This window comes from Methylobacterium sp. Leaf88, assembly GCF_001422795.1.
In the GTDB taxonomy this organism is placed as follows: Bacteria; Pseudomonadota; Alphaproteobacteria; order Rhizobiales; family Beijerinckiaceae; genus Methylobacterium.
On sequence record NZ_LMMK01000053.1, the window covers coordinates 23,766 to 44,417 of the forward strand.

Here is a 20,652-nt window from a genome sequence, read left to right on the forward strand (position 1 = left end):
CTAGGCGGCCGCCACAGCCCCGGCCTCGATCCGGTCGAGGGCGTCCACCACCGCGTCGAAGGTCAGGAGCGTCGAGGCGTGCCGGGCCTTGAAGTCGCGCACCGGCTCGAGGACGGCGAGATCCGCCCAGGCGCCCGTGGGCGCCGGGCCGCCCTCCTTGAGCATCCGCCGCATGGCGGCGCGGACCGCGCGCAGCTCCCCGGCGCTGGTGCCGACCACGTGGCGGGCCATCAGCGAGGACGAGGCCTGGCCGAGGGCGCAGGCCTTCACCTCGTGGGCGAAGTCGGTGACCGTGCCGTCCCGCACCGCGAGGTCCACCGTGACGGTGGAGCCGCAGAGCTTCGAATGCGCGGTGGCACTGGCGTCCGGGGCCGCCAGGCGTCCCAGGCGCGGGATGTCGGCGGCCAGTTCGAGGATGCGACGGTTGTAGATGTCGTCGAGCATGGAATTCCGATCCTCTGGCTGTTCCGCCGGGTTCACTTGCGGTCCCGCCGGGTCCATTTGCCGTTCCGCCGGGACGGCCGGGCGCACAGCCGGCTTCCGATCCCGGAGATCTGATCCGCGCAGCCTGCATTGCGCGACGGCGCGATAACGACGATATAGGCCCCCACGCACCGTTTCGCGAGGAGGCGGCTCGTCGACCCGGGTCGCGCCCACGGCCGGGGTTGCGCCACCGCAGACGGCACCGTCCGGGCATCGGCCGTCCTCACCCGACGGCCCCATGGTTCGACGATGTACGCAAAGCCTGACAGCCACCCGATGACGACCCGGATCGCCCGGGCGGAAGATGCCATGGATGCCGCGCTCAAGTCCCTCTCCTACCGCCTGACCGAGACGGAGGAATCCGGGATGGAACCGACCCGCCAGAACGGCGCCCTCAGCGCCATGCGCAACGACAACGCGCGGGGCGAAGCGCCCGCGCCCGCGCCCGAGATCGCTCCCCTGCCCGCCTCCGCCCAGCGGGTGCCCGAGGCCATCGCCACGGGCCGTCCGAGCCGCGAGGAGGCCGAGGCCGCCGTGCGTACCCTCCTGCGCTGGGCCGGCGACGACCCGAACCGCGAGGGCCTGCGCGACACCCCCGCCCGGGTGGTGAAGGCCTACGGCCAGATCTTCGGCGGCTACGGCCAGGACGCCGACGCGCTGCTCGAGCGGGTCTTCGAGGAGGTCGAGGGCTACTCGGACATCGTGCTGGTGCGCGACATCCCGTTCTACTCCCATTGCGAGCACCACATGGTGCCCTTCATGGGGCTGGCGCACATCGCCTACTACCCGACCAAGGGCGTGGTCGGCCTGTCGAAGCTCGCCCGCGTGGTCGACACCTTCGCCCGCCGCCTGCAGACCCAGGAGACCATGACGGCCCAGATCGCCGACGTGATCGAGAGCATCCTCAAGCCCCGCGGCATCGCCGTGATGGTGGAGGCCGAGCACCTCTGCATGGCGATGCGCGGCGTCCAGAAGGCCGGCGTCTCCACCATCACCACCCAGTTCCGGGGCGCCTTCCGCAACGACGCCAACGAGCAGGTCCGCTTCCTCACCCTCGTGCGCAACAAGTCCTGAGCCGGCCCGCGATGACGTCTGTCTCCCGATGACCCGCGCCTTCCCGGAACCGGGCAGCCGGGCCGAGGTCGAGGAGGGGGCCGCCTTCACCCCCCGCTTCGACGCACACGGCCTCGTCTCCTGCATCGCCGTCGACGCCGCCGACGGGCAGGTGCTCATGCTCGCCCACATGAACGCCGAATCCCTGGCCCTCACCCTGAAGACCGGCGAGGCCTGGTACTGGTCCCGCTCCCGCGGCGCGCTCTGGCACAAGGGCGCCACCAGCGGTCAGGTCCAGCGCGTGGTCGAGATGCGGGTCGATTGCGACCAGGACGCGGTGCTGATCCGCGTCGCGGTCGGTGGCGACGGCGGCTGCTGCCACACCGGCCGGCGCGCCTGCTTCTACCGCCGCGTCGATCACGATCCGGCGACCGGCCAGGCGATTCTGCGGCCCGCCGATGCCTGATCCCGGCGCGCGGCGTGCCCGTCCGGAGCGGCGCCCGCCCCGTCGCGGTCGCCGCGTCCCGCGTTTCTTCGCCCCCTCTCCCGCATTTCGGTGTCGCTGATGTGGGACGGCCTGTCCCCGGTGCGTCCCGCCGCGGAGGTCCGCCAGGGCGCCTCCCCGCACGCGCGCTTCCCCGCCGGGGCCGTCGAGCCCGTGGCGGCGCCCCCCGCCCCCGGCCCCCGCATCGGCCTCGCCCTCGGTGGCGGCTCGGCCCGGGGCTGGTCGCAGATCGGGGTGATCGAAGTGCTGGAGGAGGCCGGACTCCACCCGGCCGTGGTGGCGGGCTGCTCCATCGGCGCGGTGGTGGGCGGCTGCTACGCGGCGGGCCAGCTCGGGCTGCTCAAGGCCTTCGCCCTGTCGCTGACCCGGCGCAGCGTGATGGGGCTCCTCGACCTGCGGCTCCGCTCCGGCCTGATCGCGGGCGACCGCCTGAAGCGGCGCCTGGAGCACGACCTCGCCGACCGCCGGATCGAGGGCCTGCCGATCCGCTTCGGCAGCGTCGCCACCGACCTCGACAGCGGCGAGGAGGTCTGGCTCACCCGGGGCAGCCTCGTGGAGGCCCTGCGCGCCTCCTACGCCCTGCCGGGCATCTTCCCGCCGGTGCGCTGCGGCGGCCGGCTCCTCCTCGACGGGACCCTGGTGAACCCGGTGCCGGTGACGATCGCCCGGGCCCTGGGGGCCGACCTCGTGATCTGCGTCAACCTCAACGGCGACCCGCGCCCCGGCGTGCGGGAGGCGGCGCCCGCGCGGGTCACGGCCGAGGCGGTGGCGCCCGCCCCCCGCCGGCCCCGGCGCTGGAGCCTGCGCCGGCCGGGTCCGCGCCGTGCCGCGTCCGATCGCGCGTCCGGGCCGGCCGACGGCCTCGCCACCCCCGGCATGGCGCGGGTGATGCTCGACGCCTTCAACATCACGCAGGACCGGATCTCGCGGGCGCGCCTGGCCGGCGACCCGCCCGACATCGCCATCGTGCCCCGCCTGGCCGGGATGGGCCTGTTCGAGTTCCACCGGGCGGCCGAGGGGATCGCCATCGGCCGCGAGGCGGCGCGCGCCGCCCTGCCGCAGATCCGCGGCCTCGTGGCGGCGGCCGCCGCCCGGACCTGACTCAGGCCCGATCCTGCCTCACGCCCGCACCTGACTCAGGCCATGGTGATGTAGTCGCGCATGGCCCGGTGCTCGGCCTCGACGGCCTCGATCCGGCGCTTGACCACGTCGCCGATGGAGATGAGGCCGGCCAGCCGGTCGTCCTCGATCACGGGCACGTGGCGGAAGCGGCCCTCGGTCATGAGGTGCATGACCTCCTCGATGCTGCTGGCGCGGGTGCAGGTGGTGACCTCGGCGGTCATGTGCTCGGAGACCCGGGCGTCGAGGGCGTTGGCGCCCTTGGCGGCGAGCGCCCGCATGATGTCGCGCTCGGAGAGGATGCCGCGCACCGCCCCGTCCGCATCGCTGACGACGACGGCGCCGATGCGCTTCTCGGCCAGGAGGTGGATGGCCTCGTCGAGGGTGCGCTGGGGCTCCACCGTGACGACGGAGCGGCCCTTCTCGGCGAGGATGCGAGCAACGGTCATGGACGTGTCCTTTCCCTCAAGTCACCCCTGGGACGGGGCGGCCGGGCTTGGCCAGAACGGCAGGGTGCCCAGCTCGGTCTGCGGCGATTGTGTGGCGCGCGACCGCATATAGCAAGATCCCGCAGGATCCCGTCGCCGAGGACGCAGGATAATTCACGGTCCGGGGCGGCGTGAGCCCGCCGTCAGCGCCGGGCCCGGTCGAGGAGCGGCAGCAGGAAGAAGCCCGCGACGAAGCCGCCCAGATGGGCGTCCCAGGCCACCGAGGTCGCCTCGGCGCCCAGCGGCAGGGCGATGACGCCGAACAGGAAGTTCGTCACGAGCCAGATCACCAGGAACACCACCGCGGTGCGGTTGCGCATCAGCTCCGGGATGGTCTGGAGCGGGGGCGCGGCCGGGCGCTGCCAGGGGGGCGCGCCGGCATAGACGGGGGGTGGCTGGAACACGAAGCGGGCCGCGGCCGCCATCAGGGCCGAGACGCCGGCCGAGGCCCCGATCAGGGGGGCGGTACTCAGGGGGTCGAGGAGGACGTGGAGGATGCCGCCCGCCACCGCGCCCACGAGGGCGATCAGGCCGTAGCGCCAGGCGCCGTAGCGGCGGGCCACCGGCGAGCCGAAGGCGGCGAGCCAGACGGTGTTAAAGATGACGTGCATCCACGAGCCGTGCAGCAGCGCGTAGGTGGCGAAGGTCCAGGGCATCACGGCGGGGTCGGCCACCACGTAGCGGGCGAAGGCCTGCCGGGCTTCGACCACGTCGGGGTCGCCCGCCAGGGCCGTCGCGGCCCGCAGGAGCTCCTCCGCCCGGGCCGGATCGACGGCCACGCTCCAGCGTCCCGGGATCAGGGCGAGGTCGATCAGGGCGGCGATGTCCCAGGTGTCCGGCAGCACGAATTCGCGCAGGGCGTGGATGCCCACGAGCACGCCGATCGACGCGGTGACCACGCCCGGCATGTTGAAGATCGGAACGCGGTTCTGCGGCGGCAGGTCGGGGCTGGCATCCATGCGGCCACCATGTCGGGGCGGCAGGCGGGGCCGCAAGCCCCGCCATGCGGGAAACAAGCCCCGCCATGCGGGAAACAAGCTCCGCGATGCGGGAACGGGCCCCGCCGCGCGGGAAAATCCGCCGGCACGGGGCACGTGCAAACTTGGCGGTGGACAACTCCGTCAACCCGTTAACCTTGATGAAGGGTTAAGGGGGCGCCGCGAGGATGGTCGGCATAAGCTCTGCGCCGAGCCTGGCACAGACCTCGGGAGCGGCCCAGAACCGTCCCGAAAGCGCCCGATCCGAGAAGGTCCGTCGCCGGACCGTGCCATTGTGGGACTCCCATGAAGCATCCGACCAGCCGCCTGCTCCACGCCTACTGGGACCGGTTGCGGAATGGCCGCGCCGCGCCGGAACGCAGCGAGATCGAGCCCGGCGAGATCCGGAACCTGCTCGCCGACAGCCTGATCCTCGAGGTCGACATGGCGCGCGGGGCGGCCTCGGTCCGCCTGGCCGGGACCCATGTCTGCGCCCTGTTCGGGCGTGAGCTGAAGGGACGGGACTTCGCCGGCCTCTGGGGACGGCCCGACGCCGATCCGTGGCTGCTGGTCGAGGCCGTGGCCGTCGACACCGTCGGGGCCGTGGCGGGCCTGCAGGGCCTGACGGAGCGCGACGAGACCATCGACCTCGAGCTCCTGCTGCTGCCCCTGCGCCACCACGGCGAGACGCAGACCCGCATCCTCGGGGCCCTCAGCCCGACCTGCGTGCCGCACTGGCTCGGCCTGCGTCCCCTGACGCGGATGCGCACGACCTCCCTGCGCATCCTCGGCCACGAGACCGCCCCGGCCTCCCGCGATGCCCGGGCGACCCTGCAGAACCTGCCCGAGCCTGCCAACGACAGCGCGCCGCTCCGCCGCGGCCACCTCCTGGTCCACCCCGGCGGCCGCGCCTGACGGGCAAACCTTTCGTAACCAGCGGGTGTTAGCCTGATGGGCAGTGAAGCCTCGAAACGAGTCGCCCTGTCCCCATGATCGAGGTCGCCACCCGTCCGCCCGCGAGGCTGCCCCGTGACGTCCGCATCTCGGACCTGCGCCGGCACCACCGCGTCAAGGTCTCGATGCTGGGGCGCTACATGCTGGCGGACCGGCGGGAATATCCGTGCCAGACCGTCGACATGTCGCCGGGGGGCGTGCGCCTTAACTGCGCCGTCCCGGGCGAGGTCGGCGAGCGGGTGGTGCTCTATCTCGAGCATGTCGGCCGGATCGAGGGCACCATCGCGCGCCTGATTCCCGGCGGCTTCGCCGTCCGCCTCAGCGCGACCCCGCGCAAGCGCGACAAGATCGCCTCGCAGCTGACCTGGCTCGCCAACCGCGAGAGCCTGGGCCTGCCGGAGGGCCGCACGCACGAGCGCCTGACGCCCCTGGTCACGGGCGTCGTCCTGCGCCTGGAGAGCGGGCGCGAGGTGCCGGCCCGGATCATCGACATCTCCATGTCGGGCGTGGCGCTGAGCACCACCAGCACTCCGGCCATCGGCATGAGCCTGATGGTCGGGCGCACCCCCGGCCGGGTGGTGCGCCACTTCGAGGGCGGCATCGGCGTGCACTTCATGCTGCCGATCTCCCCCGACCTGTTCCACGAGGGGCTGACGCTCTAGAGGCGCGCGGCCGCCCGGCCGCCCGGCCGCCTACGGGTCGGTGAGGGGCAGGCTGCGGTCGCCCGGGCTCCAGTGCAGGTCCGGCGTCGTCGCGAACAGGCGTCGGTGGGCCAGCACCGCGTAGGTGTCGGTCATGCCCGCGATGTAGTCGGCGACCCGGCGGGCGACGCGTCCCGGCTCCGCCCCGTCCAGCCCCGCCGACCATTCCGCTGGCATCGCCCCGGGCTCCGCCGTGAACCGGTCGAACAGGTCGGACACGATGGTGTTGGCCTTGGCCCGGACCGCGAGCACGCCGGGATGGCGGTACATCCGGGCGAACAGGAAGGCCTTGATCGCCGCATCCGCCTCCGCGATCGCCGCCGAGAAGGCGACGACCGGGGCCTGCGCCGCCCGGATGTCGGCCACGGTGCGCGGGTTCAGGGCCGCGAGGCGCCGGGTGCTCTCGGTGATGACGTCCTCCACGAAGCGGGTGATGACGCGCCGCGCCAGCTCGTGGATCCTTCGCGAGGGCTCGAGGCTCGGGTACAGGCCCTCGATCTCGTCGAGCAGGCTCCGCAGGAACGGCACCGCGGCGAGGTCGGCGAGGTCGAACAGGCCGGCGCGCAGGCCGTCGTCGAGGTCGTGGCTGTCGTAGGCGATGTCGTCGGCCAGCGCCGCGGCCTGCGCCTCGGGCCCGGCGAAGCGGTCCAGTTCCAGGTCGTTGAGGGCGTTGTATTCGAGGATCGCGGCCGGGATGCCGCGGCCCGCCCAGCGCCGGGTGGGGCGCCCGTCCGGCTCCAGCAGCGGGCCGTTGTGCTTGACGAGGCCCTCCAGGGTCTCCCAGGCGAGGTTGAGGCCGTCGAAGCCGGCATAGCGCCGCTCCAGCCGGGTGACGATGCGCAGGGCCTGGGCGTTGTGGTCGAAACCGCCCTGGTCCGCCAGGCAGGCATCCAGGGTGTCCTCTCCCGTGTGCCCGAAGCAGGTGTGGCCGAGGTCGTGGCTCAGCGCCAGGGCCTCGGCGAGGTCCTCGTCGAGGCCCAGCGCCCGGGCGAGGGCCCGGGCGATCTGGCTCACCTCCAGGGTGTGGGTCAGCCGCGTCCGGTAATGGTCGCCCTCGTGATGGACGAAGACCTGGGTCTTGTGCTTGAGGCGCCGGAAGGCGGAGGAATGGATGATGCGGTCGCGGTCCCGCTGGAAGTCGCTGCGCGTGGGCGAGATCGCCTCCGGGATCAGGCGCCCGCGGGTGGCCGCCGGATCGGTGGCGTAGGGCGCCCGCCAGCGCTCGCCGCGCCGCCGCGCCGCGCCGGGGCCTGTCTCGTCCGCCTGCATCACGTGTCGCCGCCCCACATTCATCGACCGATCCTGGTCCGCCCGCCTCGGCCCGGTCCCCCGACGCGTTGCAGCATTAGGGTCCCAGGCATATCTTGTGTTCCCTAGCAGTTGTTCCAACGCCGCCACGGTCCACGATCGGCCGGGACGGCCGGCGGATCTCGAGAGCACCCCGCGAGAATACCCCGATGGCCGACATCACCTTGACGCCCCGCGCCGCCAAGCGCATCAACGAGATCATGGGCGCCGAGCCGCCCGGCGCCTCCCTGCGGATCAGCGTGAACGGCGGCGGCTGCTCGGGCTTCTCCTACGCCTTCGACATCGAGCAGGCGCGGGCCGCCGACGACGTCGCGATCGAGCGCGACGGCGCCACCGTCCTGGTCGACCCGATGTCGCTGGAATACATGAGCGGTTCGACCATCGATTTCGTGAACGACCTGATCGGGCAATCCTTCAAGATCGAGAACCCCCAGGCCACCGCCTCCTGTGGCTGCGGAACCTCGTTCTCGCTGTGAATGCGGCGCGGCCCCCGCGGGGGCCCGCCCCCGCGATTGCCTCCCGCGTGAAACTGCGGCACGGATGGGCCCTCTCCCCGACGCCTCCGGGCCTTTCCCCTGAAAGCGCCTCTTCGCCAGCGATCCGGATAAGCCCATGACCTGCTCGAAAGGCCGCCCCCTCCTCGCGTGGGCGACCGGTGCCTCGGCCTGCGTCCTCGTCCTCCTCGGCGCGGGGAGCGCCGTGCAGCCCGGCGCGGCGCGGGCCCAGGAGGCCGCCTCGGCGGTCCAGGACGTCACCCTGCAGGACGTCACCCTGACCTTCGGCGACACGGTGCTGAAGGCCCCGCGCCTCACCGCCAGCGGCACCCGCCTCTCGAAGGACGAACTCACCGCCCTGCTCAAGCCCGGCCCCGGCGAATCCTGGGCCGCCCGCCTCGTGCGCCTCGACGCCGCGAGCCTGGCGATGCCCGAATTGCGGGTGGAGCGCACCGGCACCGCCGGGGCGACGCCGGTGGTCACCTATCGCGACGTGGTGGCCCGCGACGTCCGCGCCGGGCGCGCCGCCGAGCTCACCGCCGCCGGGGCCTCGATCCTCCTGGAGGGTGGCCCCCAGAAGGGTACCGGCACCTACGGCCGGATGCGGGCGACCGATCTCGACCTGACCGTCCTCGCCCGCCTCTACGGCGAGCCGGGCGACGGCAAGAGCGCCCTGCAGCGGATCTACGCCACCTTCGCGGTCGACGACGTCGCCTACGTGGATGCCCGGGGCACCGCCGTGAAGATCGCCCGGATCGAGGGGCGCGACCTCAGCGGCCGCCAGATCCCGGCGACCTGGACGGGGGCGCTCCAGGCCTTCACGGCCGTCGACTACGAGCGGCTCGCGCCGCCCGAGCGCACGCGGCTGATGAGCCTCGGGGCCGACCTCGCCGAGGCGGTCTCCGTCGGTTCCCTGGAGGCCACCGGCCTCAGCATCCAGGAGGCCAAGCCCCGGGACGCCTTCAGCCTCGGCATCGCCCGCCTCGGGCTGACCGGCGCCGGCCTCCTCCTGGAGGACATCCGCTTCGCGGGCATCGACGGGGCCAAGGCGCGCCTCGCCCGGCTCTCCCTCGACGGCTTCTCCCTCGGCCCGACGGTCGCGGCCCTGCGCAAGCTCGCCACCCTGACCACGCCGCCCTCGGACGGCGAGCTGCGCCTGCTGACGCCGGCCCTCGGCACCCTGGCCCTGAAGGATCTCAGCCTCGACCTGCCGCCCGAGGCGAAGGCGCCCCGCGACCCTGCCGACAGGGCCTTGGCCGACAAGGCCTTGGCCGACCGGGCGCCGCCCGCCCCGACCCATGTGGGCCTGCGCGACGGCTCGATGAACTTCGCGCCCCCGCGGGACGGGGTGCCGACGGCCGGGCGCCTGAGCCTGTCGGGCCTCACCCTGCCGGCCTCCGCGGTGGCGGGGGTGCCGGGCCTCGGCTCCCTCGGCCTCTACGGCTACAGCGACCTCGACCTCGCCCTGGTGGCCGACACCTCCTGGGACGAGGCCGCCCGCGAGCTCAAGCTCGGCGAGGTCTCGGTCTCCGGCAAGGACATGGGCAGCCTGCGCCTCAACGGCATGATCGGCGGCATCGGCCCGGAGGTCTTCAACCCGGACATGGCGGTGTCGAGCTTCGCCATGCTGTCGGCCACCGCCAAGGCCCTCGACCTGACCATCGAGAACACCGGCCTGTTCGACCGCTTCATCGCCGCGCAGTCGAAGGTCCTCAGCCTCAAGCCCGAAGAGCTGAAGCAGGAATACGTCACCGCGAGCGTGTTCGGCGTGCCCGCGATCCTCGGCAACTCGGCGGGCGCCAAGGCGATCGGCGCCGCGATGGGCCAGTTCGTGACCAAGCCCGGCACCCTCTCGGTCAGCCTGCGGCCGAAGAACGCCGCCGGCATCGGCATGCTGGAGTTCAGCGCTGCCCCGACCCCGGCCGCCCTGTTCGACCGCCTCGAGGTCAACGCCAAGGCAAACTGAGGCAGACGACGGAGGGCCGAGCCGGCCGGACGGATCACGCCGCCCGGCGGGCCGGCGCGGCCGCCGCCACGCAGGCCCGCGCCAGGGCGTCGGTGGCGTCGAGCAGGACCGCGCTCGCCGGACCGGCCGGATCGGCCAGGGCGAGGGGGATCTCGGTGCAGGCCATCACCACCTGCCGGCACCCCTCCGCCACCAGCCCCGCGGCCGCGGTCTCCAGCAGGGGCCGGGCCTGCGCCCCCTGCCCCGCCTTGACGAGGCGGACCGCCCGCATCACCGCCGCCTGGTCCGCGGGCACGCGGCAGGTGAAGCCGTGGCGGCCGAGGTGCCGGGGATAGAGCCCGGACCGGAGGGTGCCGTCGGTGGCGAGCAGCCCCACCGGCCCGCCCGCGAGGCCCCGGCGGGCGAGCCCCGCCGCCACCGCATCGACGATGTGCAGGATCGGGACGGGGGTCAGCGCCTGGAGCGCGCCGTGCCAGTGATGGGCGGTGTTGCAGGGGATCGCGAGGCGGGTGGCGCCGGCGGCCTCGAGGCGGCGCAGGGCCAGGGTCATCGCCGGCAGCGGGTCGGGCCCCTCCCCCAGGATGGCCCGGGTCCGGTCGGGAATGTCGGCGGCCTGGGCCACCATCACGGCGAGATGGTCCTGGTCGCGGGCGGCCGGCGTCGCCTCCACGAGCTTCCGCAGGAAATCCACCGTCGCCATCGGCCCCATCCCGCCCAGGACGCCCAGCAATGGCACGCCCAGCAATGGCACGTCCGGCCCTTCGCTCCCCGCCATCGTCCCGATCCCCGTCGCGCGTCCCGCGGACGGGATGCGCGAAGACCGGCGCGGGGGCCAATGCCGTGTCGGAACGGCCCATGCGGGTTCGGACTAACCCGCCCCGAACGTCACGCGGGTTCGGACGAACCTGCCCCGAGCGTCAGGCGGGTTCGGACGCCGCCGCCCAGATCGCCGCCACGGCGGCGCGTGCCCGGGGGCCGTGGGCCGGGGCGCCGTTGCGGTAGAGGCGGATCTCCAGGGGCACCGCCGGCCCGGCGGCGACGAGGCGGCCCTCGGCGAGTTCCCGGGTGACGAGGCTGCGCGGCACGAAGGCGAGGCCGTGTCCCTCGAGGGCCATGCATTTCAGGGCCTCGGCCATGGGGTTGGCGTGGACCACCGGCCCCGGCGGCAGGCCGAGCTCGGCCTGCGCGAGCGCGCTGACGCGGCCGAGGAAGGAATCCCGTCCGTAGTCGAGGCGCGGCACCGGCCGGCCCTCCGCCCCGGCGGCGAGGTCCGGGCTCCGCACCGGAACCAGCGCGTCGGCGCCGACGACCCGGTGGGGGTAGAGCGCCGGGTCGAGGGGGATCGGCACGCCCGGATGGTGGAAGGTCAGGAGGAAGTCCGCGCCGCCCTCCACCAGGGCCTGGAGGCAGTCGTGGAAGTCGTCCGGCAGGAGCCGCGTCGCCACCGGTCCGGTGCGCGCGGCGAGGGTCCGGAACCAGGCGGGAAAGAACGTCAGGGCCAGGGTGTGCAGCCCGGCGATCCGCACCAGGGGCTCGGGGGAGTCGAGGCCGGCGCGCAGGTCCGCCCGGGCGCCGAGGAGCACCCGCACGCTCTCCTCGGCGGTGTCGCGGAAGCGGCGGCCCTCCGGGGTCAGGGTGGTGGGGTAGGTGCTGCGGTCGACCAGGGCCACCCCGAGCCAGAGTTCGAGGGCCCGGATGCGCCGGCTGAAGGCCGACTGGGTGACGTGGCGGGCTTCCGCCGAGCGGGAGAAGCTGCGGGTCTGGGCAAGGCTGAGGAAATCCTCCAGCCACTTCAGCTCCACGACGGCCGCCCGACCGGGCCTCCGCCGCGGCGCGTCGCGCCCGAAAGACTCGCGCCGGACGGACTCACGCCAGGTCGCGCACCACCACCCGGCCGCGCTCGGCCGAGAGGGCGAGGCGGCCGCTCTTGAGGGCCAGGGCCTTCTCGCCGAACAGCGCCCGGCGCCAGCCGTGCAGCACGGCCACGTCGGCCGCGTCGTCCTCCGCGATGGCCTCGAGGTCGTCCACCGTGGCGATGATCTTCGGGGCGACGCCCTCGGTCTCGCACACGGCCTTCAGCAGGACCTTGAGCAGCTCGACCAGCGCCCCGTTGCCGCCCCGGCTGCGGGTGCGCTCGGGCGGGGCGATGTCCGAGAGGTCGCGTGCGAAGCCCCGCTCCACCGCCGCCAGGATGTCGGTGCCGGTGCGCGAGCGCTCGAAGCCGGCGGGAATGGATCGCAGGCGCCCCAGCGCCTCGACGCTGCGGGGCGCCGAGGTCGCCACGTCGATCACCGCCTCGTCCTTGAGGATGCGCCCGCGCGGCACGTTGCGGCTCTGGGCCTCGCGCTCGCGCCAGGCGGCGACCTCCATCAGCACGGCGATCTCGCGGGGCTTGCGCATCCGCCCCGCCAGGCGGCGCCAGGCGGAGGCCGGATCGGCCCGGTAGGTCTCCGGCGAGGTGAGCACGCTCATCTCCTCGTCGAGCCACTCGCCGCGATCGGTGGAGAGGAGCTGGCCCGCCAGCACCTCGTAGACCTTCACGAGGTGCGTCACGTCGGAGAGGGCGTAGCTGAGCTGGGCGTCCGAGAGCGGCCGGCGCGACCAGTCGGTGAAGCGCGAGGACTTGTCGATCTTGGCCTTGGCCACGTCGTTGACCAGCTGCTCGTAGGAGACCGAGTCGCCGTAGCCGCAGACCATGGCGGCGACCTGGGTGTCGAAGAACGGCTGCGGCAGCAGGCCCCCGAGGAGCCAGATGATCTCCAGGTCCTGGCGGGCGGAGTGGAACACCTTCACCACGCCCTCGTCGGCCATCAGGGCGAAGAACGGCGCCAGGTCGATGTCGGGGGAGAGGGGGTCGACGAGCACGCCCGTGCCGTCGGGCGCCGCCATCTGGATGAGGCAGAGCTTCGGATAGTAGGTCGTCTCGCGCATGAACTCCGTGTCGACGGTCACGAAGGGATGGGCGGACAGGCGGGTGCAGGCCTCGGCCAGGGCCGCAGTGGTGGCGATCAGATCCATGAATCGGCTATACCGAAGGTTCTCGCCCCAGGCGAGGGACGCCGGACCCGGTCACCAGAATTCGAAGCCGCGAATACCCCTAGGCGGCGACCTCGCGCGGCCCGGCGCGCGTCTTCACCGGGCGGCGCCGGGCCGCCAGCGCCCGGATCTGGGCCGCGCGCTCCCGGCGCTGTGCCTCGGCCCGGGCCAGGAGCCAGTCGAGAATGCCGGCCTCGAGCCGCGTGGTGCTCGCCGGATCGACGAGCCGGCGGATGCGGTCGGCGCGAAATCCCCGGTAGCCGCCCCGCCCCCGGTCGATGCCGCCCAAGAGCGTCCGGCCCGGCCCGAGCTTCAGCTCGCGCGCCTCGACCCGCCGGGTGCTCCAAGCCCCGCGCGAATCCTCGTAGACGATCTCGAAGGTGCCCTCGAGGGGCAGGACGCGCCACCGGCCCTCCTGCCGCTCGCCCGTCGCGGGCGCGGCGGTCGCGGCCTCGTGAATCGCTCCCGCCTGACGCAGAATGTCGAAAAGAGCGTTTGAATTCATAAGCCTGATATGGGAATTGCCGGGCGATTCCGGAAGGGTTCCGGGCCTGGATCCGCCGGGTTTCGGCGGTCTTCGGGCCTCACCCGCGCATCGCCGTCGCCTTGACTTCACCTCCCCCGCGTGAATGGTGCGCCGCTCAATCCCCAAAGCCCGTGATCCGTCAGCCCGTTATGCAGCAGCCCGTCATGCACCGTTACCGGACCCATACCTGCGGGGCGCTCCGGCCGTCCGACGTCGGCGAGAGCGTCCGCCTCTCCGGCTGGTGCCACCGCATCCGCGACCATGGGGGCGTGCTGTTCATCGACCTGCGCGACCATTACGGCCTGACCCAGTGCGTGGTGGATTCGGATTCGAAGGCCTTCCAGGCCGCCAACGCGGCGCGCTCGGAATGGGTCATCCGCATCGACGGCCGGGTCCGCACCCGCCCCGCCGGCACCGAGAACCCGGACCTGCCCACCGGCACGCTGGAGGTCTACATCGACGACCTCGAGGTGCTCGGCCCCGCGGGCGAATTGCCGATGCCGGTTTTCGGCGACCTCGACTACCCGGAGGAGACGCGGCTCAAGTACCGCTTCCTCGACCTGCGGCGCGAGAAGCTGCACGCCAACATCATGAAGCGCGGCGCGATCATCGACAGCCTGCGCCGACGCATGCGGGACGGCGGCTTCTTCGAGTTCCAGACGCCGATCCTCACCGCCTCCTCGCCGGAGGGCGCGCGCGACTACCTCGTCCCGTCCCGCGTCCACCCGGGCAAGTTCTACGCGCTGCCGCAGGCCCCGCAGCAGTTCAAGCAGCTGACGATGATCGCGGGCTTCGACCGCTACTTCCAGATCGCGCCCTGCTTCCGCGACGAGGATGCCCGCGCCGACCGCTCGCCGGGCGAGTTCTACCAGCTCGACATCGAGATGAGCTTCGTCACGCAGGAGGACGTGTTCCAGGCGGTGGAGCCGGTACTGCGCTCGGTCTTCGAGGAATTCGCCGAGGGCAAGCGCGTCACCGGCACCTTCCCGCGCATCCCCTATGCCGAGGCGATGCTGAAATACGGCGTCGACAAGCCGGACCTGCGCAACCCGCTGATCATCGCCGACGTGACGGCCGCGTTCGCCCGCGAGGACGTGGCGTTCAAGGCCTTCAAGGGCGTGATCGCCTCCGGCGGCGTGGTCCGGGCCATCCCGGCCACGGGGGCGGCGACCCAGCCGCGCTCGTTCTTCGACAAGCTCAACGACTTCGCCCGCGCCGAGGGCGCGCCGGGCCTCGGCTACATCATCTTCGAGGACGACAACGGCACGCTCACCGGCAAGGGCCCGATCGCCAAGTTCATCCCCGCCGAAGTCCAGGCCCTGATCGCGGAGAAGACCGGGACCAAGGCCGGGGACGCGGTGTTTTTCTCGGCCGGCACCGAGGCCAAGGCGGCGGCGCTCGCCGGCAAGGCCCGCATCCGCATCGGCGACGAGCTCGGCCTGTCCGACAAGGACCAGTACGCGTTCTGCTGGATCACCGACTTCCCGATGTACGAGTGGAACGAGGACGAGAAGCGGATCGACTTCTCGCACAACCCGTTCTCGATGCCGAACTTCGACCGGGAGGCGTTCCTGGCCCTCGACCCGGCGGATGCCGAGACGATCCTGAACATCAAGGCGTTCCAGTACGACATCGTCTGCAACGGCACCGAGCTGTCCTCGGGCGCGATCCGCAACCATCGCCCCGACGTGATGGAGAAGGCCTTCGGCATCGCCGGCTACGGCGTCGAGGTGCTGGAGGAGAAGTTCGGCGGCATGCTCAACGCCCTGAAGCTCGGCGCCCCCCCGCACGGCGGCATCGCGCCGGGCATCGACCGCATCGTCATGCTGCTCTGCGGCGAGCAGAACCTGCGCGAGGTCGTGCTGTTCCCCATGAACCAGCGCGCCGAGGACCTGATGATGGGCGCCCCGGCCGAGGCCACGCCGAAGCAGCTGCGCGAGCTCCACATCCGCCTCAACCTGCCCGAGAAGGGCGCCTGAGGCGGCCGTCTTCGGGCCGTCCCCGCAGGGGGAGCGGCCCGAGACCGTGGGCTCACGGGACGTCGCGCGCATGACCGTCCTCCGGCCCGCCGAGGCCCTGGCCCACGCCGTCGCGATCCTCGCGGCGCAGGGCTTCGCGGTGGTGGCCCGCAACACCCGGAGCGACAGCGTCTATCTCAAGCCCGCGGCCTGTGCCTTCGCCCTGCGGGTCTCGAACCACGCCCGCACGCCGAAGCAGCGCAAGAACCACCCCGACGCCATCACCAGCCTCGTCCTGCGCGACCCGACCTCCGAGGCGGCTCTGGCGGAGGCGGTCGCCGTGGCGGTGCGGAATTTCAACGGCGAGCGGGCGAAGCGGGAGCGGGCGGGTCCGGCCTGATCGGGACGCCGGAGGCGCGATTCCCGACTTCCCCAAGCGCGAAAGAATGCAACTTGAGGATGTATGGTCCCTGCAGCGGCGAGATCGGACGAGCGGACCGCTGACGGTGCGATACGACGACCTGATTCAGATCGGATCTGACTGTCTCCGGCTTCGTCCGGTTCGCCACGTGGCCCTGCGCGTCCCGATCGACCGCGGTTCCCACGAGGACATCCGTACCCCGCACGGGAGGATGGTGCGGACCTTCCTGCCGGGGGCCGATCTTCTGACGAGCCTCCTGGATGCGGCGGGGGCGCTCTGCGAAACCCTGGAGCCGGAGCTTCGCGAAGACCGGTCCCCCGACATTGACGGGTTCCGGCGACGCCGCCGGATGGTCCTGAGCGTCGCCGAACCGCTGCGCGCCGGCGACCGGGCCGCGCTTGCGAAATTCCTGCACGGCTGGGAGGCGGACAACAGCCGCGGCACCAGGATCGCGCCCTACGGGGCGCCGACGCCGTTCCCCCTGGAGGCGGCGTCGGCCTGAGCCTCAGGCTTCGGCCGGCGCGTCATCGCGAAAGTAGGGCTCCACGGGGCCCTTGAGCTTCACCGTCATCGGGTTGCCGGCCCGGTCCAGGGTCTTGCCGGCCGAGAGGCGGACCCAGCCTTCGCTGACGCAGTATTCCTCGACATTGGTCTTCTCGACGCCCTTGAAGCGGATGCCGATGCCGCGCTCGAGCATCTTCTCGTCGTAGTACGGGCTGTTGGGATTCACAGCGAGGCGGTCGGGGGGCGTGTCGGACATCGTCGCGGGCCTTGGATCGTTTCACGTCGTGCGGTGGGGACGGCGAGCGCTAGCGGGTACGGGATTCGGCGCGAGGCCGCAACGCCGGGCCGTCCGGAGCGCGCGTCGCGGGGGCGGCCAGGAACGCAATCCCCGTCGCGATGGAACAAAATCCGCCGATCGTCAGCGTCGGGCCGCGGTCCGGCCGCGACAGGAATGCCCCGCCGTAGGAGTTTGTGCCGAAGGGAAAACCGGCCCGAAGAGCGGGCGGGCACGGTCGATTCGGGGTCTCCGCGCGCGGGTTGCGCCCATCCGGCAGCCGGTGCAACAGGAGCCCCCAGCGAAGATCCCGCCGATGATGGGAGACGCGCTCCGACGCCGGGGCAGCGCGCAATCCTCAGGAGGACGACCATGGGCGACAATATGTCCGACGATCTCAAGTCGGGAGCGCTCGTCTATCACCGACTGCCGCGGCCCGGGAAACTGGAGATCCAGGCGACCAAGCCGCTGGGCAACCAGCGCGACCTGGCGCTGGCCTACTCGCCCGGCGTCGCCGCCGCCTGCATGGCGATCCACGAGGATCCGCAGGAGGCCGCCACCCTCACCATCCGGCAGAACCTCGTCGCGGTGCTCACCAACGGCACGGCCGTGCTCGGCCTCGGCGACATCGGGCCGCTCGCCTCGAAGCCCGTGATGGAGGGCAAGGCCGTCCTGTTCAAGAAGTTCGCCGGCATCGACGTGTTCGACATCGAGGTCGCCCAGCACGACGTGGCCAAGCTCGTCGACGTGGTCTGCGCCCTGGAGCCGACCTTCGGCGGCATCAACCTCGAGGACATCAAGGCGCCGGAGTGCTTCGAGGTCGAGGAGCAGTGCCGGGCCCGGATGAACATCCCGGTCTTCCACGACGACCAGCACGGCACCGCGATCATCGTGGCGGCCGCCGTCCTCAACGGCCTGGAGCTCGCCGGCAAGCAGCTCTCCGACGTCCGCATCGTCACCTCGGGCGCGGGTGCGGCGGCGCTCGCCTGCCTCAACCTGCTGGTGTCGCTGGGCGCCCGCGTCGAGAACATCACCGTCACCGACATCAAGGGCGTGGTCTACAAGGGCCGGCCCGAGCTGATGGACCGCTGGAAGGACGTCTACGCCCAGGAGACGCAGGCCCGGACCCTGGCCGAGGTGATCCCCGGCGCCGACGTGTTCATCGGCCTCTCGGCCGGCGGCGTCCTGAAGCCCGAATACCTGGAAACGATGGCCGACAAGCCGCTGATCATGGCGCTGGCCAACCCCTACCCCGAGATCATGCCGGACCTGGCGCAGGAGAAGCGCCCCGACGCGATGATCTGCACCGGGCGCTCGGACTTCCCCAACCAGGTCAACAACGTCCTGTGCTTCCCCTACATCTTTCGGGGCGCCCTCGACGTCGGCGCCACCTCGATCAACGAGGAGATGAAGCAGGCCGCCGTGAAGGCGATCGCCGCGCTCGCCCGCGAGACGCCCTCCGACGTGGTCGCCCGCGCCTATGGCGGCGAGGCCCGGCCCTTCGGCCCGCGCTCGCTGATCCCGAGCCCGTTCGACCCCCGCCTGATCCTGCGCATCGCCCCGGCCGTGGCCCAGGCCGCGATGGATTCGGGCGTCGCCGGGCGGCCGCTCGAGAACATCCAGGCCTATACCGACAGCCTCGACCGCTTCGTCCACCGCTCGGGCTTCATCATGAAGCCGATCTTCTCCAAGGCGAAGGAGAACCCCAAGCGGGTCATCTACACCGAGGGCGAGGACGAGCGCGTGCTGCGCGCCGCCCAGGCGATCTGCGAGGACAAGGTCGCGCGGCCGATCCTCGTCGGCCGGCCCCGGGTGATCGAGACCCGGATCAAGCGCTTCGGCCTCTCCCTCAAGCAGGGCGTCGATTTCGACCTCATCGATCCCGAGGACGATCCGCGCTACCGCGACTACGTCGCCACCTACCTGGAGGCCGCCGGCCGGCGCGGCATCACGCCCGACGCCGCCCGCACCCTGGTGCGCACCAACAACACGGTGATCGGCGCCATCGCGGTGCGCCGCGGCGAGGCGGACGCGCTGATCTGCGGCCTCGAGGGCCGCTTCGAGACCCGCCTGCGGGTGATCCGCGACGTGATCGGCCTCGCGCCCGGCGTGCTCGATTTCGCCGCCATGAGCCTGATCGTCACCAAGGAGGGCGCCTACTTCCTCGCCGACACCCATGTGCGGCCGGATCCCAGCGCGGAGGAGATCGCCGACGTCGCCGTGGCATGCGCCGAGCATGTCAGCCGTTTCGGCCTGACCCCGAAGATCGCGCTGCTGAGCCACTCGGATTTCGGCCAGTCGGATTCGCGTTCGGCGGTGAAGATGCGCACCGCCCTGGGCCTGATCCGCGAGCGCCGCTCCGACCTCGAGGTCGACGGGGAGATGCAGGCCGATTCCGCCCTGTCGGAGCTGATTCGCGACCGGGTGATGCCGGCCTCGCGCCTGAAGGGCGCGGCCAACGTGCTGATCCTGCCGAACCTGGATGCGGCCAACATTGCCTTCCAGTTCGCCAAGGTGCTGGCCGACGCCCTGCCCGTCGGGCCCCTGCTCATCGGCCCGGCCAAGCCCGCCCACATCCTGTCGCCCTCGGTGACCGCCCGCGGCATCGTCAACGTCACGGCCGCCGCCGTGGTCGAGGCGCAGGCGGCCGAGGTCGGCGCCAGCCCGGTGCTGGCCGAGCCCGGCGTCGGGCCGACCTCCGCCTGAGGGCGGCGACGGCGTCCGGCAAGGGCGAGACCCGCGCGCCGGACGCAGGGGCGGCGGCCGGTCCGCCGCCTCGCCCTGGCAGGCCAAATGCGCTAGCCCTTCGCACGAGGGAGCGTGCGACGGCCGGGCGCGAATCCGGCGCGCCGTCGCGGGCACGGGAGACACGGGATGCAACTCGGCATGATCGGCCTCGGCCGGATGGGCGGCAACATCGTCCGCCGGCTCCTGCGGGACGGGCACCAGGCGGTGGTCTTCGACCAGAACCCGGAGGCGGTCGCCGCCCTGGTGGCGGAGGGCGCCACGGGGGCGGACAGCCTCGAGGACTTCGTCGCCAGGCTCTCCGTGCCCCGGGCCGCCTGGGTGATGCTCCCGGCGGGCGCCATCACCGAGGCCACGGTGACGAGTCTCGGGGGCCTGATGGCCCCGGACGACGTCATCATCGACGGCGGCAATTCCTTCTACAAGGACGACATCCGCCGCGCCGCCACGCTGAAGGGCGCTGGCATCCACTACGTCGACGTCGGCACCTCCGGCGGCGTCTGGGGCCTGGAGCGCGGCTACTGCATGATGATCGGCGGCGACACGGCCGCCCTGGAGCGCCTCGACCCGATCTTCCGGACCCTGGCGCCCGGCCTCGGCACCATCCCGAAGACCCCGGGGCGCGAGGGCCGCGATCCCCGCGCGGAGGCCGGCTACATCCATGCGGGTCCGAGCGGGGCCGGCCACTTCGTCAAGATGGTCCACAACGGCATCGAGTACGGCCTGATGCAGGCCTATGCCGAGGGCTTCGACATCCTCCGGCACGCCGATTCCGAGGACCTGCCCGAGGCCCAGCGCTTCCGGCTGAACATCGGCGACATCGCCGAGGTCTGGCGCCGCGGCAGCGTCGTCTCGTCCTGGCTCCTCGACCTCACCGCCGGGGCCCTGGCCCGGGACGAGCACCTGGAGGACTTCTCCGGCTTCGTCGCCGATTCCGGCGAGGGCCGCTGGACCCTGAACGCCGCCATCGAGGAATCCGTGCCGGCCAACGTGCTCTCGGCCGCCCTCTACGCGCGCTTCCGCTCCCGCGAGGAGGCGAGCTACGCCGACAAGCTGCTCTCGGCCATGCGCAAGGGCTTCGGCGGCCACCAGGAGCCGAAATAACCCCGCGGCGGTCGCCCGCGCGTCCGGGGGGCCGCC

At 72.4% G+C, this 20,652-nt stretch carries 21 protein-coding genes; 12 read left to right on the forward strand and 9 right to left on the reverse strand.

Annotated elements, in window-relative coordinates; genetic code table 11:
* The gene (locus ASF20_RS20960; protein ID WP_056214209.1) at positions 1 to 444 is read right to left on the reverse strand and encodes an iron-sulfur cluster assembly scaffold protein; all 444 of its coding nucleotides are present in this window, start codon (positions 442 to 444) and stop codon (positions 1 to 3) included.
* 288 nt (positions 445 to 732) lie between these two features.
* Between ASF20_RS20960 and folE the strand changes: the two genes are divergently transcribed.
* The 3 genes from folE (at position 733) to ASF20_RS20975 (ending at position 3,142) form a co-directional block, all read left to right on the forward strand.
* On the forward strand, positions 733 to 1,557 hold the full coding sequence (folE, locus tag ASF20_RS20965) for a GTP cyclohydrolase I FolE (protein WP_056214206.1): 825 nt from the start codon (positions 733 to 735) through the stop codon (positions 1,555 to 1,557).
* Between the two features lie 28 nt (positions 1,558 to 1,585).
* On the forward strand, positions 1,586 to 2,002 hold the full coding sequence (gene hisI / locus ASF20_RS20970; protein WP_056214203.1) for a phosphoribosyl-AMP cyclohydrolase: 417 nt from the start codon (positions 1,586 to 1,588) through the stop codon (positions 2,000 to 2,002).
* Positions 2,003 to 2,101: 99 nt separating this feature from the next.
* Positions 2,102 to 3,142, forward strand: coding sequence for a patatin-like phospholipase family protein (locus ASF20_RS20975; protein ID WP_082501489.1), 1,041 nt, complete (start codon positions 2,102 to 2,104; stop codon positions 3,140 to 3,142).
* Between the two features lie 35 nt (positions 3,143 to 3,177).
* Here ASF20_RS20975 and ASF20_RS20980 read toward each other — a convergent pair whose 3' ends face one another.
* Positions 3,178 to 3,609: a CBS domain-containing protein gene (locus ASF20_RS20980; RefSeq protein WP_056214200.1), complete on the reverse strand. Its 432-nt coding sequence runs from the start codon at positions 3,607 to 3,609 to the stop codon at positions 3,178 to 3,180.
* Between the two features lie 182 nt (positions 3,610 to 3,791).
* On the reverse strand, positions 3,792 to 4,607 hold the full coding sequence (locus ASF20_RS20985; protein WP_056277656.1) for a rhomboid family intramembrane serine protease: 816 nt from the start codon (positions 4,605 to 4,607) through the stop codon (positions 3,792 to 3,794).
* Positions 4,608 to 4,931: 324 nt separating this feature from the next.
* Here ASF20_RS20985 and ASF20_RS20990 point away from each other — a divergent pair, with 324 nt between their 5' ends.
* On the forward strand, positions 4,932 to 5,540 hold the full coding sequence (locus ASF20_RS20990) for a PAS domain-containing protein (RefSeq protein ID WP_056214194.1): 609 nt from the start codon (positions 4,932 to 4,934) through the stop codon (positions 5,538 to 5,540).
* 74 nt (positions 5,541 to 5,614) lie between these two features.
* The gene (locus ASF20_RS20995; protein ID WP_056214190.1) at positions 5,615 to 6,241 is read left to right on the forward strand and encodes a PilZ domain-containing protein; all 627 of its coding nucleotides are present in this window, start codon (positions 5,615 to 5,617) and stop codon (positions 6,239 to 6,241) included.
* A gap of 30 nt (positions 6,242 to 6,271) precedes the next feature.
* Here the strand turns inward: ASF20_RS20995 and ASF20_RS21000 are convergent, their stop codons facing one another.
* Positions 6,272 to 7,549: a deoxyguanosinetriphosphate triphosphohydrolase gene (locus tag ASF20_RS21000; protein WP_056277660.1), complete on the reverse strand. Its 1,278-nt coding sequence runs from the start codon at positions 7,547 to 7,549 to the stop codon at positions 6,272 to 6,274.
* A gap of 188 nt (positions 7,550 to 7,737) precedes the next feature.
* Between ASF20_RS21000 and erpA the strand changes: the two genes are divergently transcribed.
* The gene (gene erpA, locus ASF20_RS21005) at positions 7,738 to 8,064 is read left to right on the forward strand and encodes an iron-sulfur cluster insertion protein ErpA (protein WP_056214183.1); all 327 of its coding nucleotides are present in this window, start codon (positions 7,738 to 7,740) and stop codon (positions 8,062 to 8,064) included.
* A 136-nt stretch (positions 8,065 to 8,200) separates the two neighbouring features.
* Positions 8,201 to 10,048, forward strand: coding sequence for a hypothetical protein (locus ASF20_RS21010; RefSeq protein ID WP_056277663.1), 1,848 nt, complete (start codon positions 8,201 to 8,203; stop codon positions 10,046 to 10,048).
* Positions 10,049 to 10,082: 34 nt separating this feature from the next.
* Here the strand turns inward: ASF20_RS21010 and ASF20_RS21015 are convergent, their stop codons facing one another.
* From ASF20_RS21015 to ASF20_RS21030, 4 genes are all read right to left on the reverse strand, one after another.
* The gene (locus ASF20_RS21015; protein ID WP_348271556.1) at positions 10,083 to 10,823 is read right to left on the reverse strand and encodes an amino acid racemase; all 741 of its coding nucleotides are present in this window, start codon (positions 10,821 to 10,823) and stop codon (positions 10,083 to 10,085) included.
* Between the two features lie 142 nt (positions 10,824 to 10,965).
* Positions 10,966 to 11,850 carry a LysR family transcriptional regulator gene (locus tag ASF20_RS21020; protein ID WP_056277670.1) on the reverse strand — a complete coding sequence of 295 codons (885 nt, stop codon included), beginning with the start codon at positions 11,848 to 11,850 and terminating at the stop codon, positions 10,966 to 10,968.
* A 64-nt stretch (positions 11,851 to 11,914) separates the two neighbouring features.
* The gene (gene rnd / locus ASF20_RS21025) at positions 11,915 to 13,066 is read right to left on the reverse strand and encodes a ribonuclease D (RefSeq protein ID WP_056277675.1); all 1,152 of its coding nucleotides are present in this window, start codon (positions 13,064 to 13,066) and stop codon (positions 11,915 to 11,917) included.
* 79 nt (positions 13,067 to 13,145) lie between these two features.
* Positions 13,146 to 13,589, reverse strand: coding sequence for a hypothetical protein (locus ASF20_RS21030; protein ID WP_200927254.1), 444 nt, complete (start codon positions 13,587 to 13,589; stop codon positions 13,146 to 13,148).
* Between the two features lie 185 nt (positions 13,590 to 13,774).
* Between ASF20_RS21030 and aspS the strand changes: the two genes are divergently transcribed.
* From aspS to ASF20_RS21045, 3 genes are all read left to right on the forward strand, one after another.
* Positions 13,775 to 15,589 carry an aspartate--tRNA ligase gene (aspS, locus tag ASF20_RS21035; RefSeq protein ID WP_056277867.1) on the forward strand — a complete coding sequence of 605 codons (1,815 nt, stop codon included), beginning with the start codon at positions 13,775 to 13,777 and terminating at the stop codon, positions 15,587 to 15,589.
* Between the two features lie 70 nt (positions 15,590 to 15,659).
* Positions 15,660 to 15,968 carry a hypothetical protein gene (locus ASF20_RS21040; RefSeq protein WP_056277678.1) on the forward strand — a complete coding sequence of 103 codons (309 nt, stop codon included), beginning with the start codon at positions 15,660 to 15,662 and terminating at the stop codon, positions 15,966 to 15,968.
* A 169-nt stretch (positions 15,969 to 16,137) separates the two neighbouring features.
* Positions 16,138 to 16,491, forward strand: a complete 354-nt coding sequence (locus ASF20_RS21045) for a hypothetical protein (RefSeq protein ID WP_156648153.1) — start codon at positions 16,138 to 16,140, stop codon at positions 16,489 to 16,491.
* A gap of 3 nt (positions 16,492 to 16,494) precedes the next feature.
* On the opposite strand, the gene ASF20_RS21050 is transcribed toward ASF20_RS21045, so the two are convergent.
* Positions 16,495 to 16,749, reverse strand: a complete 255-nt coding sequence (locus tag ASF20_RS21050; protein WP_056214155.1) for a DUF3297 family protein — start codon at positions 16,747 to 16,749, stop codon at positions 16,495 to 16,497.
* A 390-nt stretch (positions 16,750 to 17,139) separates the two neighbouring features.
* Between ASF20_RS21050 and ASF20_RS21055 the strand changes: the two genes are divergently transcribed.
* Together ASF20_RS21055 and gnd are read left to right on the forward strand one after the other, a co-directional pair.
* The gene (locus tag ASF20_RS21055; protein ID WP_056214152.1) at positions 17,140 to 19,473 is read left to right on the forward strand and encodes an NADP-dependent malic enzyme; all 2,334 of its coding nucleotides are present in this window, start codon (positions 17,140 to 17,142) and stop codon (positions 19,471 to 19,473) included.
* A 168-nt stretch (positions 19,474 to 19,641) separates the two neighbouring features.
* Positions 19,642 to 20,616, forward strand: coding sequence for a phosphogluconate dehydrogenase (NAD(+)-dependent, decarboxylating) (gnd, locus tag ASF20_RS21060; RefSeq protein WP_056214148.1), 975 nt, complete (start codon positions 19,642 to 19,644; stop codon positions 20,614 to 20,616).
* The last annotated feature ends 36 nt before the right edge of the window (positions 20,617 to 20,652 follow it).